The 17,573-nt window shown below is 67.4% G+C and carries 10 protein-coding genes; 7 read left to right on the forward strand and 3 right to left on the reverse strand.

All coding sequences use genetic code 11. The features are described 5' to 3' along the window. Positions 1-54: 54 nt before the first annotated feature. Positions 55-585, forward strand: coding sequence for a GNAT family N-acetyltransferase (locus tag QZ749_RS12675; RefSeq protein ID WP_296947314.1), 531 nt, complete (start codon positions 55-57; stop codon positions 583-585). Continuing rightward, a complete protein-coding gene (locus tag QZ749_RS12680) occupies positions 585-1,100 on the forward strand; it encodes a GNAT family N-acetyltransferase (protein ID WP_296947317.1) in 516 nt (171 codons plus the stop codon). Before QZ749_RS12675 ends, QZ749_RS12680 begins: the two co-directional genes overlap by 1 nt. Before the next feature lie 7 nt (positions 1,101-1,107). Here the strand turns inward: QZ749_RS12680 and QZ749_RS12685 are convergent, their stop codons facing one another. The 3 genes from QZ749_RS12685 to QZ749_RS12695 all read right to left on the reverse strand — a co-directional run bounded on the left by QZ749_RS12685 (position 1,108) and on the right by QZ749_RS12695 (position 7,145). Then, on the reverse strand, positions 1,108-2,208 hold the full coding sequence (locus QZ749_RS12685) for an alpha/beta hydrolase (RefSeq protein ID WP_296947318.1): 1,101 nt from the start codon (positions 2,206-2,208) through the stop codon (positions 1,108-1,110). A 44-nt stretch (positions 2,209-2,252) separates the two neighbouring features. Further along, positions 2,253-5,180, reverse strand: coding sequence for an esterase (locus QZ749_RS12690; protein WP_296947321.1), 2,928 nt, complete (start codon positions 5,178-5,180; stop codon positions 2,253-2,255). Positions 5,181-5,243: 63 nt separating this feature from the next. After that, the gene (locus tag QZ749_RS12695) at positions 5,244-7,145 is read right to left on the reverse strand and encodes a glycoside hydrolase family 13 protein (RefSeq protein ID WP_296947323.1); all 1,902 of its coding nucleotides are present in this window, start codon (positions 7,143-7,145) and stop codon (positions 5,244-5,246) included. A 548-nt stretch (positions 7,146-7,693) separates the two neighbouring features. Here QZ749_RS12695 and QZ749_RS12700 point away from each other — a divergent pair. The 5 genes from QZ749_RS12700 to QZ749_RS12720 all read left to right on the forward strand — a co-directional run bounded on the left by QZ749_RS12700 (position 7,694) and on the right by QZ749_RS12720 (position 17,443). After that, positions 7,694-10,489 (forward strand): TonB-dependent receptor, encoded by a 2,796-nt coding sequence (locus QZ749_RS12700; protein ID WP_296947325.1) that lies wholly within the window; start codon positions 7,694-7,696, stop codon positions 10,487-10,489. A gap of 90 nt (positions 10,490-10,579) precedes the next feature. Then, the gene (locus tag QZ749_RS12705) at positions 10,580-12,088 is read left to right on the forward strand and encodes a tryptophan halogenase family protein (RefSeq protein ID WP_296947328.1); all 1,509 of its coding nucleotides are present in this window, start codon (positions 10,580-10,582) and stop codon (positions 12,086-12,088) included. Positions 12,089-12,300: 212 nt separating this feature from the next. Next, positions 12,301-14,085 (forward strand): DEAD/DEAH box helicase, encoded by a 1,785-nt coding sequence (locus tag QZ749_RS12710; RefSeq protein ID WP_296947331.1) that lies wholly within the window; start codon positions 12,301-12,303, stop codon positions 14,083-14,085. A 298-nt stretch (positions 14,086-14,383) separates the two neighbouring features. Further along, positions 14,384-15,718: an MFS transporter gene (locus QZ749_RS12715; protein WP_296947334.1), complete on the forward strand. Its 1,335-nt coding sequence runs from the start codon at positions 14,384-14,386 to the stop codon at positions 15,716-15,718. 84 nt (positions 15,719-15,802) lie between these two features. After that, positions 15,803-17,443, forward strand: a complete 1,641-nt coding sequence (locus QZ749_RS12720; protein WP_296947337.1) for an alpha-D-glucose phosphate-specific phosphoglucomutase — start codon at positions 15,803-15,805, stop codon at positions 17,441-17,443. Positions 17,444-17,573: the final 130 nt, after the last annotated feature.

Consider the following 17,573-nt stretch of genomic DNA (forward strand, 5'->3'; position numbering starts at 1 on the left):
GCCGAAACCCGGTGTTAGAATCTTGCGCTTTCGATACAGCGACCAGGCAAAGCAGTGAACGACATCCAGATCCGCCCAGCCACCGAAAACGATTTCAATGCGATGTGCACGATCTTCCAGGCGCACGTCGCCGGGGGCGAAACCTATGCCCACGGCCCCGGCACCGGCCGCGAGGATTGCTACGACTACTGGTTCGCGGCGCCGGCCGCCAGCTTCGTCGCCGTCAAGGGCAACGAGCGGGTGCTGGGCATGTACAAGCTGCAGCCGAACCAGGTCGGACGCGGCGGGCACGTCGCCAACGCTTCCTTCATGGTCAGCCCGAACGCGCAGGGCGTCGGCATCGGGCGCATGCTGGGCGAACACAGCCTGGAGGAAGCGCGGCGCCAGGGCTACCTCGCCATGCAGTTCAACTACGTGGTCAGCACCAACAGCGCCGCCATCCACCTGTGGAAGCGCCTGGGCTTTTCCATCGTCGGCACGCTGCCCAAGGCCTACCGCCACCACCGCCTGGGCTACGTCGACGCCTACGTGATGTACCGGCTGCTGGAAGACCCGGCGCGCTGGGAACTGCCGGAAGACGTGTGATGGAAGTCGCCGCCACCGCGCGCCTGCGCCTGCGCACGGCGACCCCGGACGATGCGCCGTTCTTCCTGGCGCTGGTGAACGACCCGGGATTCGTCGAGCACATCGGCGATCGCGGCATCCGCACCCTCGACGACGCGCGCCGCGCGCTGGCCGAGGGCCCGGTCGCGATGCAGCGCGCGCGCGGCCATTCCGGCTACATCGTGGAACTGCGCGCCTGCGGCACGCCGATCGGCACCTGCGGACTGATCAAGCGCGACACGCTCGAGGACGTCGACCTGGGATATGCCTTCCTGGAAGCGCACCGCGGGCACGGTTATGCGTGGGAAGCCGCGAACGCCGCGCTGGCGCTGGCGCCGGCGCTGGGATTGCGGCGCGTGGTGGCGATCACCACGCCCGGGAACGCGGCGTCGAACGGCCTGCTGCGCAAGCTGGGGATGCGGCTGGAAGGGGTGGTGCGCCTGACGCCGGAAGATACGGGAACCCACCTGTACAGCATCGACATCGGCGGCGCCTGACACGGCGTTACTGCTTCGTGCTCCCCCACGGGAAGAACCAGGTCAGGGGCCTGTCGACCCGCTCCGCCCACGACGCCTCGTTGTGGCGCGCGCCCTGGGCCGTGTGGAACATCAGGTCCTCGCCCTCGCGGTAGCCCCAGCCCACCATGGCGTCGCGCATCCTGACGCTGTCCTGCATGCCGTCGTCGCGCGTGCCCGCGTCCAGGTAGAAGCGCACCGGCACCCGGCCCGGCGACGCCTTGGCCGGCATGCCGTCGTTCCACCAGAACGAGCCGGACATCGCGCCCGCCCTGGCGAACACGTTCGGGTGGCGCTGGGCGATCAGCACCGAGGCCAGCCCGCCCAGCGAGGAGCCGAGGATGGCCGTCGTGTCCTTGCCCGGCAGGGTGCGGTAATTCCGGTCGACCAGCGGCTTGACCGTCGCCACCACGAAATGGTCGTAGGCGTCGATCTTGCCGCCGCCGTACTTCGGGTCGCAGCAGGGCGTGTATTCGGGGATGCGCGCCGGCGTGTTATCGATGCCGACCACGATCACCTCGTCCATCATGCCGGTGGCCACCAGGCGGTTGACCGTCTCGTCGACGCGCCACTCGACGCCGAAGGCGGCCGTCTTGGCGTCGAACAGGTTCTGGCCGTCGTGCATGTACAGCACCGGATAGCGCTTGGCCGGGTTTTCCTCGTAGCTGGGCGGCAGGTAGATGCGCAGGTTGCGCGTGTTGCCCAGCTCGGGCGAGGCGACGTCCTTGACGATGGCGACCCTGCCGAACGGCGCGCCGAAGAACGGGTAGATGTCGACCGTGGCGCCGGCCGGCAGCTTGTAGACGCCGCCGATCGAGACCTTGTCCTCGCCCAGCGTGGGCTTCATCGCGATCTCGCCCAGCTCGTCCGGCCAGGTATGGGTCCAGACGTTCAGCGGACCGTCGCTCAGGGTGGCGGGCACGCCCTTCGACCAGCCGGCGGCGCCCTTGTCGGCGCGGATGCGGATGGTGTCCTTGCCGGCCGCGTAGTGCACGCGCACGGTGGTGGCCTGGGCGGATGGGGCGAACTGCGTGGCCTGGGCCAGCAGCAGGGCGGCGCCCAGCGCCAGCCCGCGTGTGAACTGCGTCATCTTCGGTATCCCCGGACGGCTATCGGCAGCGCATCGCGCACGCTTCAGCGCGTGCGCAGCAGGCGCACGCCGTAGATGTCGAAGCGGTTCGACGGTCCCTCGGCGCCGCCGGCCGCGCTGAAGGTCGCGTTGCTCTGCAAGTAGCTCATGTTGTAGAAGTCGCTCATGCGGATGCGGTAGGACACGCCGGGCTGCAGGCGCGCCGCCAGCGGCGTCGAATACACGGCCGCCGTGGCGGCCTTCTCGATGCGCGCGTGCGGCAGCTGGATCACGCCCTGCGCGACGACGCGGCCCGCGGCATCCTCGAGCACCAGCCATTTTACGCCACCGCTGATGCCCAGGTTGATCTGGTTGGCGCCGTTGTGGTAGCGCACCTGCAGCGCATACTCGCCCGCGCGCGGCACGCGCACGTCGTTCACGGCGAAGCGGTCGCCCGGCTTGCCCCAGTCGGCCAGGCGCGCCTCGGCGAAGCGGGCGTTCGGCGCGGCCACGGCGGCGCTGGACTGCACGCGCGCGTCGAGCGCGGAAATCGCGACCTCGTCGCCGCCGCAGCGCGCACGGCCGTGGTGGCTGCGGTTGCCCGACGCGGCGAACACCGCCTCGGCCGCATAGCAGGCCGTGGCGGGGGCCCGGCGGTCGGTCCAGGCGCCGGCCGGCAGCTTCGCCGCCACCAGCCTGCCGTCGCGGTACAGGTTGTAGGTGATGCCGGCGCCATCGCCCGCCGCTCCGGCGATCGTCACGGCATTGTCGGCGCCGCGGCGCGTCAGGTCCGCGATGCGCGGCTCGCGCGGGCCGAAGGTGGCCGGCGTCTCCTGGTACGGATCGGCCTGCACGCGGTGGATCGCCTGCTCGCCGGCGGCCAGCTTGCCCAGCACGACCTCGATGCGGCTGCCGTCGCGCAGCGCATCCCAGGCGATGTCGGCCTGCGCCGGGCGGCCGTCCAGCAGGATGCGCTCGACCTGGTAGTAGCCGCTGGCGCCGCTGGCGGCCGGCGGCAGGCGCAGCGCGACGTCCACGGCGCGGCCGCGCAGGCGCAGGTTGGCCAGCTGGACCACGTCGGTGCCGCCGAACACGCCGGCGCGCAGCTTGGCGGTGACGAACGGCTGGACCGTGATGCCGGTGGCCGTGGTCGAGACGCCGAACACGTCGCGCACCACCATGCCGAGGTAGGCGCCGACGGACCACAGCTGGCGGCGCGAATTGATCACGGGGCCGATCAGCTCCGGATGCGCCTCGTCGAGCAGCAGCGGCTGGCCCGACAGCCATTCGAGGTTTTCCATGTTCGACACGTTCAGCGCGGCGCCGCGCATCAGCGTGTCGTAGGCGGCATCGGCCACGGCGACGTTGCGCCCCCGGATCGCGGCGCGCAGGCCGTAGCCGGTGACGAAGGGCCACATGGCGCGGTTGTGATAGACCGGCATGCCCAGCTGCTGCGGCCAGATCACCGGCGCGCCCATCGGCCCGTGCGGATAGCTGGCCAGGATGCGCCGCGTCTGCGCCGCGTCGGCCACGCCGGTGACGATCGCCAGCGACTGGCCCAGCCAGTCGAACTTGTGCATCGGGGCGCCGTCGAAGTGGGCGGCGGTGAGGCTGCTGTACATGCCGGCGTCGTCCAGCCACAGGCGCGCGTTGATCGCGCGCTTGAGGTCCCGCGCCCAGCCGGCGTAGCGCGCCGCCTTCGCCAGGTTGTCCTTGCCGCCCTGTTCGCGCGCCAGCGTCGCGGCCAGCGTGAGCGCCTGGTAGTGGCCGACGTTGGTCGACAGCGCCTTGGCGCTGGCCATCGAGGACAGGTCGTCGACGATCCAGGACGCATAGCTCTGGTCGCGCCAGTCGAGGAACGATTCCTCGCCGGTGTACAGGCCGGCGGCCGCGTCGAAGGCGGCGAGGCGGTCGTTCTCGATGGTGTTGGCGAGCGCCTCCAGCGCCATGGCGGCGAACGGCGCGCGCTCGGCCGGCTCCAGGCTCTTGAGCACTTCCTCGGCCGCGAAGGCCCAGGTGATGCGGTCGGTGCTCACCGGCCAGCTGCCGCCGCTGCCGGTGTCCTGCACGATCTGCAGGCCGCCGCCGCCGCTGGCCACCTGGGGCGCCTTCGGCACGCCGTCGCGCCAGCCGGACACCTTGAACGCGAGCGAGTTGCGCACGCGGCGCGGATCGAGCATGCCCAGGCCCAGGTCGACGGCGTAGGACAGGTCGCGCGTCCACACGTAGTGCCACTTCTCGCCGGTCTCGAAGCATTCGCAGGGGATCGCGGCATTGCCGTTGTAGTTGCCGTCGCGGATCTCGCTGACCGAATCCTGCTTCATCTCGTGGCCGGCCAGCGCGAACAGCGCGTCGAACGCCAGGTTCCCGCTGCGCACGCGCGGCAGCGTCGCCTCTTCCTGGTAGACCTGGTACTGCGGACCGGGATCGCGCAGCTGCATCGTGGTCGAGTGCGCGTAGGTGCGCAGCGGCGCCTGCGTGTCCTTGACGGAAAAGCGCGCCGTCTCGCGCCTGCCGTCCCAGGTCGGGAACACCAGCGTTTCCTCGACGGCGGCACCGGCGTGCGGATCGATGGCGGGGCCCCCGGCCGCCGTCTCGACGCGCGCCACGCTCAGCACGGGCCTGGCGCGGTCGGACACGTCGACGCGGAAGCGGAAGGTGGCGGTCTGGCGGGTGAACAGGTAGTCCTCGGGGCCGGCCTCGACGGCCAGCGGATACGCCTTGTCGAGCGCCACCGCCACGCTGGCGGACGGATTGGCGACCCATTCGGCGGCCCAGTCCTTGCTGCCGATCTTGAAGGCGTGGTTGCCGGGGCTGACCAGGATGTCGGTCTCGTAGACGCCCTTGCCCTGGTAGGCCAGCTTGTTGTCGGTGCCCCAGCCGTTGAAGGCGCCGCGCACGAAGATGTCGTAGTTCAGCGGCGGGGCTTCGGCGGCGGCCACGATGGCAGGAGCGAGAAGGACGGCGGACAGCGCGATGATGGAAGATGTCATGGGCGTAGGGTGGGGGATGCAGTGTGGTGACGCGATGGTGCGCACCCCGTGCGCACCGTCGCGTCAGATGTCGAGGATCAGGACGGCATTGGCCGGCAGCCTGATCTCGCCGTCCAGGGAATAGGTCTTGCCGGTGATGACGTCGGTGCCCGACGTCACCCCGGCCAGCATCTCGCGGAAGCGCTCCGCCTTGAGCGTCACGTCCTTCGCCCCGGCGTTCAGCGCCACCATGACCTTCTTCTTGTCGCCATCGTCGTAGCGGAAGTAGACATAGGTGTTTTCCTGCGGTCCGTAGTGCATCAGCTTGCCGTCGTGGATGACCGGCGAGCGCTTGCGCCAGTTGACCAGTTTGCGCACGAAGTCCTGCGCTTCCTTCTGGCGCGCCGTGAGGCCCGCGCCGGTGAAGGCGTTGACCTTGTCGCCGGCCCAGCCGCCGGGGAAGTCGCGGCGGTAGCTGCTGTCGTCGCGGCGCCTGGTCTCGCTCGTCATCAGGATCTCGTCGCCCACGTAGAAGTGCGGGATGCGCGGCATCGTCATGACGAAGGCGATGTCCATCTTCCAGCGCGCCAGGTCCTCGTTCACGACGCTGTAGATGCGCGCCATGTCGTGGTTGCCTTCGAACAGGACCAGGCGTTGCGGGTCCGGATACAGGTAGTCCAGCGACAGCGTCTCGTAGACGTCGTTGAAGATGTTCTCGCCCTTGCGGTCGGCCAGCGCGTTGCGCATCGCCTCGGTCAGCGGGAAGTCCATCAGGCTGGGCATCGAGCTGACGTAGCCGTCATGGTTGGCCTTGCCGCGCTGCCAGTGCGCGACCACGGGCGGCAGCTTGCTCCATTCCTCGCCCACCATGTTCAGGCGCGGGTACTCGGCCATCAGGCGTTTCGTGTACTCGGTCAGGAAGGCGCCGTCCGAGTAGCCGAAGGTGTCGATGCGCAGGCCGGACAGGCCGGCGTACTCGATCCACCAGATATTGTTCTGGATGAGGTAGTTGGCCACCAGCGGATTGGTCTGGTTCATGTCCGGCATGCCGGGCGAGAACCAGCCGGTGGTGAAGTTGTCCGCGTCCTCCTTCGACGCGTACGGATCCTGCACGGCGGTGCGGTGGTGCATGGTCGGCACGAACTTGCCGCCGTGGTTGATCCAGTCCGGCGTCGGCATGTCCTTCATCCACCAGTGGTTCAGGCCGATGTGCGACAGCACCACGTCCTGGATCAGGCCGATGCCATGCCGTTTCGCCTCGCGCGCCAGGCGCCGGTAATCCTCGTTGCTGCCGTAGCGCGGATCGATCTTGTAGTGGTCGGTGGCGGCGTAGCCGTGGTAGGACGCGCCTTTCATGTCGTTCTCGACCAGCGGCGTCGGCCACAGCTGGGTGAAGCCCAGGCCGGCGATGTAGTCGAGGTGGTCGATCATGCCCTGGATGTCGCCGCCGTGGCGGCCGTGGCCCAGCTTGCGGTCGAGGCGGTCCGGCAGGCCGTCCACGCTGTCGTTGGACGGGTCGCCGTTGGCGAAGCGGTCCGGCATCAGCTGGTAGATCGCATCCTTGGTGTCGAAGCCGGGGCGCGCCGCCGATCCCGGCTCGCGTGCGAGCAGGCGGTAGGGATAGCTGGCGCTGCGGCCGTTGCCGCGCAGGTCGATGGCGAAGCTGCCCGGCTTGACGTCGGCGGCCAGTTCCAGGTCGATGAACAGGTAGTTGCGGTTGGCCACGCGGGTGACGCCGGCGATGCGCACGCCCGGGTAGTCCAGCGCCGGCTCCAGGTCGGCGATGCCGCGGCCGTGCACCATCAGCTGCAGGCGCTTGTCGCGCATGCCGGCCCACCAGAACGGCGGCTCCATGTGGTCGATGACGACGGCCTGGGCCGCCTGGGCGGACGATGGCGCGGGCAACTGCGCGGGCGCCTGGGCATGGGCGGCGCCGAGGGCGAGCAGGGCGCTGCCGACCAGCAGGCTGGCAAGGGTCTGTTTCATGGGATCGCGTCTCCGGAAGGTGGCCGTCTCCATGCGGACGTAGCGTAACTACATTTTTGCGTACGCCCCATTTCACATGAAAACATGCCTGTTTTCTATTGTTGCGGCGAGAATACTACAGCGAACGAGCGTCAGCAAACGCCAGCGAAGCGCGTCTGCTAGTTTTCCTACGCATTTTCGTGAGGAAAAAGCAAGCTCACTACATCAATGGGGTCGTGTTGCGTAAATCTACTACGTGTTTTCGCACCAAAAGTGTGCAAAAACAGACAAAATTGGTGCTTAGCAAGGGGTTTGTAGTACGACTACAGGGTCTGTATGCACGCTTTGTAGCCCAAATACAACGATTGCACGGGCTAAATTGAGAGATTTGCGTAAAAACCCTACATTCAAGTAGTCCAGAGGAACTCACATTGACAGTGCATCTAGTTTTAATACAGAATCCTTGACAGAACGTCTAATAAGAACGTTTGCTTCGGGTTCCCGGGTAGTTGGCTTCCGGCCGGTGTTTCGGGACAAAAAACATAGTTCTGTACGATTTGAGGGGACACATGAACCTTTTCGCAAGCAAGCGCTCGGCGCGCACCGTGCCGGGCAACACCGCATTCCCGCTGAACCCGGTCGCAGCCGGTTGCGCCATCTTCATGGCACTGGCAACCCACGCCGCCTACGCGCAGGAAACCACCACCACTACCCCGGCCAACACGACCAACGCCAACACCGAGGCGGCGGCCGCATCCGGCCCGACCAACTCGGGCGTCTCGACCGTGCGCGTGACGGGTATCCGCCGCGGCATCGAGGCCGCGATCTCGGTCAAGAAGAACAACGATTCCATCGTCGAAGCGATTTCGGCCGAAGACATCGGCAAGCTGCCGGACCAGTCGATCGCCGAGTCGATCTCGCGCCTGCCGGGCCTGACCGCCCAGCGCGACGAGCACGGCAACGCCTCGGTCATCTCGATCCGCGGCATGTCGCCGGCCTTCTCGACCGGCCTGCTGAACGGCCGCGAGCAGGTGTCGGTGGGCGATAACCGCAACGTCGAATTCGACCAGTACCCGGGCGAGATGCTGTCCGGCGTGGTGGTCTACAAGACCCCGGACGCCGGCCTGGTCGGCCAGGGCCTGTCGGGCACCATCGACATGCAGACCGTGCGCCCGCTGGACTTCAAGGGCCGCACCGTGGCGGCCAACTACCGCCGCGAGAAGAGCGGCCTGGGCATGGATTCGAAGGGCCACGGCAACCGCTACACCTTCTCCTACATCGACCAGTTCGCGGACCGCCGCATCGGTATCGCCTTCGGCTTCTCGCGCCTGCAGGGCGTGAGCGGCGAGACCACCCGCTTCGGCTCGTGGGGCAACGGCACCACCACCTACAACGGCCAGACCGTCAACATCCCGTACACCGGCATGGAGTCGTTCAGCGAGACCTACTCGCAGGCGCGCAACGGCCTGATGGGCGTCGTGCAGTTCCGTCCGAACCGCGACTACTCGAGCACCCTGGACCTGTTCTATTCGAAGTACGACCGCGCCACGCGCAGCCACGGCATCCAGATGCCGCTGTCGGACTCGACCAACAATGCCTACGACCAGCCGGGCCAGCTGATCAACGCCACGCTGTCGGGCAATACCGTCACCTCGGGCCAGTTCACGAACGTGCGCGCCGTGCTGCGCAACGACGCCGTCAGCTTCAGCGACACCTCGAAGTCGATCGGCTGGAACCACAAGCTGAAACTGAACGACGACTGGAACGCCAACCTCGACCTGTCGTGGAACTCGGCCGAGCGCAACGGCGTCAACGTCGAGACCTACGGCAGCGGCAACGGCTTCGACACCGTCGGCTTCACCGCCGGCAGCCAGGCCTTCACCACCAAGCTGAACTACGGCGATCCGGCCACCGCGCGCCTGACCGACCCGCAGGGCTGGGGCGGCGCCGACATCCAGGCCGGCTACGTCAAGTTCCCGCACAACTACGACAAGCTGGGCGCGTTGCGCTTCGACCTGACCCGCGACCTCGACAACAAGTGGTTCAACAAGGTCACCTTCGGCGCCAACGTCACCAACCGCTCGAAGACCCGCGACTACACCGAGAACCTGCTGTCGATCAAGGGCACCACCGACCGCCTGGCATCGGTGGCCTACCCGGCCGGTTCCGTCGCCGCCGTCGCCGGCGCCAGCGGCATCCCGATGATGACGTTCGACCCGGTCGCCAACCTGAGCTCGGTGTACGACCTGAAGGCCAAGCTGCACCCGGACATCTACAACAAGGACTGGATCGTCTCGGAAAAGGTCTCGACCGCCTTCACCAAGCTGAACATCGACAGCCAGCTGGCCGGCATCCCGGTGCGCGGCGCGCTGGGCCTGCAAGTGGTCCACACGCAGCAGGAATCGACGGCCTTCTCGGTCGACGAGAACGGCGGCGCCAACGAGAACACCCGCCCGACCGGCAACTACACGAACGGCACCAGCTACAACGACGTGCTGCCGAGCCTGAACCTGATCGGCGACCTCGGCAACCAGCAGTCGCTGCGCTTCTCGCTGGCCAAGATCATGGCCCGCCCGAACCTGAACGACATGCGCGCCTCGAGCAGCTTCGGCTTCGACCAGACCCGCGGCCAGTTCTCCGGCGACGGCGGCAATCCGGAACTGAAACCGTTCCGCGCCAAGTCGATCGACCTGGCCTACGAGAAGTACTGGGACAGCAAGGCCTACGTCAGCGCCGCGATGTTCTACAAGAAGCTCGACACGTACATCGTGAACGCCGGCCGTAGCTTCGACTTCACGCCGCTGCTGCTGCCGACCTCGTACCAGGCCCCGAGCAACATCGGTATCTACACCTCGCCGGTGAACGGCTCGGGCGGCAACATCAAGGGCGTGGAACTGTCCGCCTCGATGCCGTTCAACCTGGTCACCCGCTACCTGGACGGCTTCGGCGTCGTGGCCAACGTCGCCCAGAACAGCAGCAAGGTGTCGCTGCCGGATACCACCAACGGCGGTTCGGGCTCGATGATGCTGCCGGGCCTGTCGAAGCGCGCGGCCAGCCTGACCGTGTACTACGAGAAGAACGGCTTCTCGGCGCGCGTGGCGGAACGCTATCGCTCGGACTTCATCGGCGAAGTGTCGACCAACACCGGCGACCGCGAGCTGACCTACTTCCAGGGCGACAAGGTCGTCGACCTGCAGTTCGGCTACGAGTTCCAGACCGGCGCCATGAAGGGCCTGTCGCTGCTGGTCGAGATGAACAACGTCAACGACGCGCCGTACATGCGCTATCGCAAGACCAAGGACAACGTGATCGAAGACAAGCGCTTCGGCCGCACCGTCATGATCGGCCTGAACTACAAGCTGTAATCCGCATGTTGGCGTGAGCCGACGAGCCAAGCCCCTCCACCGGTTCCCGGTCGAGGGGTTTTTTTCGTATTGCACTATCATCTCCACACCATGACCCAGACAACCCTCCAGGACATCGTCATCGTCGGCGGCGGTACCGCCGGCTGGATGACCGCGGCCGCGCTGTCGCGCCTGCTGCAGAACAAGTACCGCATCCGCCTCGTCGAGTCGGACGAGATCTCCACCATCGGCGTGGGCGAATCGACGATCCCGATGATCCGCCTGTTCAACCACGTCCTCGGCATCAACGAGGACGAATTCGTGCGCGAAACGAAGGCCACGTTCAAGCTCGGCATCGAGTTCGAGGACTGGAACCGCGTGGGCGAGCGCTACATGCACGGCTTCGGCAAGTTCGGGCGCGACCTCGGCACCGTCGAGTTCTTCCACTACTGGCTGCGCGCGCACCTGGCGGGCAGGGCGCCGGACCTGGAGCGCTATTCGATCAACCGGCTGGCGGCCAGGGCCTCGAAGTTCATGCGCCCGACCGACGAGGTCAAGGATTCGCCGCTGTCCGACATCGTCTACGCCTTCCACCTCGACGCCGGCCTGTATGCGCGCTACCTGCGCAAGTACGCCGAGGCGCACGGCGTGGTGCGCACCGAGGGCAAGATCGTCGACGTGCGCCAGCGCGCGGGCGACGGCCACGTCGCATCGGTGGTGCTGGAAAACGGCGACGCCATCGCGGGCGACCTGTTCATCGACTGCTCGGGCTTCCGCGGCCTGCTGATCGAGCAGACGCTGCAGACCGGCTTCGAGGACTGGAGCCACTGGCTGCCGTGCGACCGCGCCTGGGCGGTGCCGTGCGAACTGGCGTCCGATTTGCTGCCCTATACCCGCGCCACGGCGCGTCCGGCCGGCTGGCAGTGGCGCATCGGCCTGCAGCACCGCACCGGCAACGGCCACGTGTATTCCAGCCGCCACATGAGCGACGACGAGGCCGCGGCCATCCTGATGCGGAGCCTGGACGGCAAGCCGCTGGCCGAGCCGAGGCTGCTGCGCTTCACGGCCGGGCGCCGCAACAAGGCGTGGAACAAGAACGTGGTGGCGATCGGCCTGTCCTCGGGCTTCCTGGAGCCGCTGGAATCGACGTCGATCTACCTGATCCAGTCGGGCATCCAGCGCCTGATCAGCCTGTTCCCGGACGCCGGCTTCGACGCGGCCGACATCGACGAATACAACCGCCAGGGCGACTTCGAGATCGAGCGCATCCGCGACTTCATCATCCTGCACTACCACGCGACCGAGCGCGCCGACACGCCGTTCTGGAACCACGTGCGCACGATGGAGATCCCGGAAACGCTGCGCCGCAAGATCGACATGTTCCGGTCGCACGGCCGGGTTGTGCGGGAAAACAACGAATTGTTTACCGAAATCGGCTGGCAGCAGGTGCTGCACGGCCAGGGCGTGCGCCCGCGCGCGGCGCACCCGCTGGCCGGGCTGCTCGACGATGCGCAACTGGCCGATTTCCTCGGCACGACCGAGCGGGTGGTGGGCAAGTGCGTGGAGGTGATGCCGTCGCACAAGGAGTTCGTGGCGGCGGTGGCGAAAGCCGGCCGGTAATCCGCGGCCATTGCCGTCGCCCCGGCGCAGGCCGGGGGGCAATGTTGCGTGCATGGCCGAGCGACGAAACTGGGCCCCGGCCTGCGCCGGGGCGACGGTTTTACGTTATCTCTCCTTCATCTTCCTCGCGCTTCGAGCAAATAATCCGGGCATCCGGCGCGCGACAGAGTAAACTACGCGTTTGCTTTCGATTTTCTAAGAGATTGTCTTCCATGCTTGACACCCCGCTCCAGACGTTTGCCGACCTGAACATTCCCGCGCCCATCCTCAAGGCGCTCAAGGACGTCGGCTACGAAACCCCGTCGCCGATCCAGGCGGCCACCATTCCGCTGCTGATGGAGGGACGCGACGTGCTGGGGCAGGCGCAGACCGGTACCGGCAAGACGGCCGCCTTTGCCCTGCCGGCGCTGGCCAACGTCGACGTCAAGAACCCGGCCGTGCAGGTGCTGGTGCTGGCGCCCACGCGCGAGCTGGCGATCCAGGTCGCCGAAGCCTTCCAGAGCTACGCCGCGCACATGAAGAACTTCCACGTGCTGCCGATCTACGGCGGCCAGAGCTACGGCCCGCAGCTGTCGGCGCTGCGCCGCGGCGTGCAGGTCGTCGTCGGCACGCCGGGCCGCGTGATCGACCACATCGAGAAGGGTTCGCTCGACCTGTCGCAGCTGAAGACGCTGGTGCTGGATGAGGCCGACGAGATGCTGCGCATGGGCTTCATCGACGACGTCGAGCACATCCTGCAACAGACCCCGGAAGGCCGCCAGACCGCGCTGTTCTCGGCCACGATGCCGGCGCCGGTCAAGCGCATCGCCAAGACCTACCTGAAGGAGCCGAGCGAAGTCACGGTGGCCGCCAAGACCACCACCGCGACCAACATCACCCAGCGCTACTGGCTGGTGGCCGGCATGCAGAAGCTCGACGCGCTGACTCGCATCCTGGAAGCCGAGCCGTTCGACGGCATGATCATCTTCGCCCGCACCAAGCTGGGCACCGAGGAACTGGCGAGCAAGCTGCAGGCGCGCGGCTTCGCGGCCGCCGCCATCAACGGCGACCTGGCCCAGCAGCAGCGCGAGCGCACCATCGACCAGCTCAAGACCGGCAAGATCGACATCTTGGTCGCCACCGACGTCGCCGCGCGCGGCCTGGACGTCGAGCGCATCAGCCACGTGATCAACTACGACGTGCCGTCGGACCCGGAAAGCTACACCCACCGCATCGGCCGCACCGGCCGGGCGGGGCGCAGCGGCGACGCGATCCTGTTCGTCACCCCGCGCGAGCGCGGCATGCTCAAGGCCATCGAGCGCGCCACGCGCCAGCCGGTGGCCCAGCTCACGCTGCCGACCATCAAGGCCGTCAACGAAGTGCGCATCACCCGCTTCAAGGAGCAGATCGGCCAGACGCTGGCGGCCGGCGGCCTGGAGGTGTTCCGCGCGCTGGTCGAGGACTACGAGCGCGAACAGGACGTGCCGGCGATCGACATCGCCGCCGCCCTGGCCAAGCTGTTCCGCGGCGACGAGCCGCTGCTGCTGGAAAAGCCGGACCGCGAGCCGAAGGTGGCGGAGTGGAAGGAACGTGACGGGGAGCGCGATGCGCGTCCGGCCCGCGCCGGCCGCGAATCGTTCGGCGACGAGCGCCCGGCGCGCGCGCCGCGCGAACCCGGCTTCAAGAAGGAACGCGTGCAGCGCGATCCGGAACCGGGCATGGCGACCTACCGCATCGAGGTGGGCCACTACCACGGCGTCAAGCCGGGCAACATCGTCGGCGCCATCGCCAACGAGGGCGGCATCGCCTCGAAGTCGATCGGCCGCATCGAGATCTACGACGACTTCAGCACGCTGGACATGCCGGCCGACCTGTCGCAGGACCTGCTCGAGCACCTGAAAAAGGTGTGGGTGGCGGGCCAGCAGATCCAGATCACGCGCGACGGCGAGCCGGTGCCCGAGAAGAAGGCGGCGCCGAAAAAGCGATTCGGCGACAAGAAGCCCTACAAGAAGGGTTGATTGATCCGTCGCGTTCGAACACGCGTAGGGTGGGCACCCCGTGCCCACCATTGTGCCGTCGAACCGCATGCATCCGGTGCGCACGGGGTGCGCACCCTACGGTTGTTGTGGATGTTGTTTAACTACATAATGGATCGTCCTCCCCTTGCACATATGGGCAATGCCGAATTGACACTCGACATTGCCCATGTTACTTTGCTACATGGTTAGCCTGGCACCAGTCCGGGCGCGTTAGAACCTATCCAGGCGCGCCAGGAGCGACTCCTGCCTGCCGGGATAGGTTCTCAAGGGGACACAGATGGACATGCATACTCAATCGCTCAAGCCGCGCCTGTCGTTCTGGCAGCTGTGGAACATGAGCTTCGGTTTCTTCGGCATCCAGTTCGGCTTCGCGCTGCAGAACGCCAATACCAGCCGGATCTTCGCCACCCTCGGCGCCTCTCCCGAAGACCTGCCGTGGTTCTGGCTCGCCGCCCCCGTCACGGGCCTGCTGGTGCAGCCGGTGATCGGCTACCTGAGCGACAACACCTGGCACCCGACCTGGGGCCGCCGCCGTCCCTTCTTCTTCCTCGGCGCGATCTTCGCCGCCATCGCCCTGTTCCTGATGCCCAATTCCGCCGCCGTCTGGATGGCCGTGGCCGTGCTGTGGATGATGGACGCCGCGATCAACGTGTCGATGGAGCCGTTCCGCGCCTTCGTCGGCGACAAGCTCGACCCGTCGCAGCAGACCGCCGGCTATGCGATGCAGACCTTCTTCATCGGTTGCGGCGCCGTCATCGCCTCGCTGCTGCCGACCATCTTCTCGGACTGGCTGGGCGTGTCGAACGTGCCGGTCAACGGCGCGATTCCCGATACCGTGCGCTACTCGTTCTACATCGGCGGCCTGGTGTTCCTGGCGGCCGTGAGCTGGACCGTGTTCACCGCCGACGAGACGCCGCCGCCGGATATGGAACGCTTCCGCGCGCAAAAGAAAGAGGCGCGCCACTTCGGCGTCGCGCTGCGCGAGATCGTCGGCGGCTTCGCCCGGATGCCGAAGACGATGGCGCAGCTGGCCTTCGTCCAGTTCTTCACCTGGATCGCGCTGTTCGCGCTGTGGATCTACACCGGCACGGCGATTGCCGACAACGTCTACGGCACCCAGGATGCGCAATCGGCCGCCTACCAGGAAGCCGGCAACATGGTCGGCATCATGTTCGCCGTGTACAACGGCGTGTCGGCGCTGGCCGCCTTCATCCTGCCGGTCCTGGCGCGCGCCACCAGCCGCAAGGCCTGCCACGCCGTGTGCCTGGTCATCGGCGGCCTGTCGCTGGCCAGCCTGTTCTTCATCACCGACAAGGGCCAGCTGATGCTGCCGATGATCGGCGTGGGCATCGCCTGGGCCAGCATCCTCACCATGCCGTACGCGATCCTGGCCGGCGCGCTGCCCGCCAACCGCATGGGCTACTACATGGGCCTGTTCAACTTCTTCGTCGTGATCCCGCAGATCGTCAGTGGCCTGCTGCTCGGCTTCTTCACCAAGCATCTGTTCGGCGGCCACGCGGTCCAGACCCTGGTGCTGGGCGGCGCCTGCATGCTGCTGGCCGCCGTATTGACGCTGTTCGTGACCGACAAGGCGGCGCTGGTGAAAGCCTAATCGGCGACATCATTTCGACGCCTGTCGTATCGTAATGGTTTGACAACAAACCCAAGCAGCACGATTCACGACAGGAGTACGACAATGACGATACAGACGATCGCGACCACGCCCTTCGCCGGCCAGAAGCCCGGCACCTCCGGGCTGCGCAAGAAGGTCACCGAGTTCCAGCAGCCCGGCTACCTCGAGAACTTTGTCGAGGCGATCTTCCTGACGGTCGGCGGACCGGACGGGCTGGCCGGCAGGACGCTGGTGCTCGGCGGCGACGGCCGCTACTTCAACCGCCAGGCGATCCAGACCATCCTGCGCATGGCCGCCGCCCACGGCGTCGGCAAGGTGCTGGTCGGCCGCGGCGGCATCCTGTCCACGCCGGCCGTGAGCTGCGTGATCCGCAAGCACGGCGCCCACGGCGGCATCGTGCTGTCGGCCAGCCACAACCCGGGCGGTCCGGACGGCGACTTCGGCATCAAGTACAACATCGGCAACGGCGGCCCCGCGCCGGAAAAGATCACCGACGCCATCTTCGCCCACACCGGGACCCTGGCGTCCTACCGCATCAGCGATGCCGGTCCGGTCGATCTCGACGCCATCGGCACGATGCGCATCGAGGAGATGGTCGTCGAGGTGATCGACCCGGTGGCCGACTACGCCGACCTGATGCAGCAGCTGTTCGACTTCGACGCCATCCGCACCCTGTTCGCCGGCGGCTTCGCGATGCGCTTCGACGGCATGAGCGCCGTCTCCGGGCCGTATGCGAAGGCCATCATCGAAGGCATGCTGGGCGCGCCCGCCGGCACCGTGGTCAACTTCACGCCGGAGGAAGACTTCGGCGGCCACCACCCGGACCCGAACCCGGTCAACGCGGCGGAACTCGTCGCGCTGATGGACGGCCCGGATGCGCCCGACTTCGGCGCCGCCTCCGACGGCGACGGCGACCGCAACATGATCGTCGGCCGCAAGCTGGCGGTGTCCCCGTCGGACAGCCTGGCGATCCTCGCCGCCAACGCCACGCTGGCGCCGGGCTACCGCGCCGGCCTGAAGGGCATCGCGCGCTCGATGCCGACGTCGACGGCGGCCGACCGCGTGGCCGCGGCGCTGGGCGTGCCGTGCTTCGAGACCCCGACCGGCTGGAAGTATTTCGGCAACCTGCTCGACGCCGGCATGGCCACGCTGTGCGGCGAGGAGAGCTACGGCACCGGCTCCGACCACATCCGCGAGAAGGACGGCCTGTGGGCCGTGCTGTTCTGGCTGAACCTGCAGGCCGCCAGCGGCAAGACCGTCAACCAGCTGGTGCAGGAACACTGGACCCGCTTCGGCCGCAACTACTATTCGCGCCACGACTACGAAGCCGTGGACGCCGCGGCCGCCGAGCAGATGATGGCCGCGCTGCGCGCGCAGCTGCCGGCCCTGGCCGGCCGGCAGTTCGGCGACTTCCGCGTGCGCCATGCCGACGATTTCGCCTACACCGACCCGGTCGACGGCTCGCTCGCGCAGCGCCAGGGCATCCGCATCGTGATGGACGACGGTTCGCGCATCGTGCTGCGCCTGTCCGGCACCGGCACCGAAGGCGCCACCGTGCGCCTGTACCTGGAGCGCTACGAGGCCGACCCCGCGCGCCACGGCATCGACACGCAGGAGGCGCTGGCGCCGCTGATCGAGATCGCCGAGCAGGTGTCGCAACTGAAGCAGCGCACCGGGCGCCGCGAGCCGAGCGTGGTGACTTGATGCACTTCTCCGTCGCCCCGGCGCAGGCCTCTCCCGTCGCCCCGGCGCAGGCCTCTCCCGTCGCCCCGGCGCAGGCCGGGGTCCAATTTTTCGGACCTGCGCGCAAACCTGGACCCCGGCCTGCGCCGGG

This window comes from uncultured Massilia sp., assembly GCF_913773735.1.
Classification (GTDB): Bacteria; Pseudomonadota; Gammaproteobacteria; order Burkholderiales; family Burkholderiaceae_D; genus Telluria.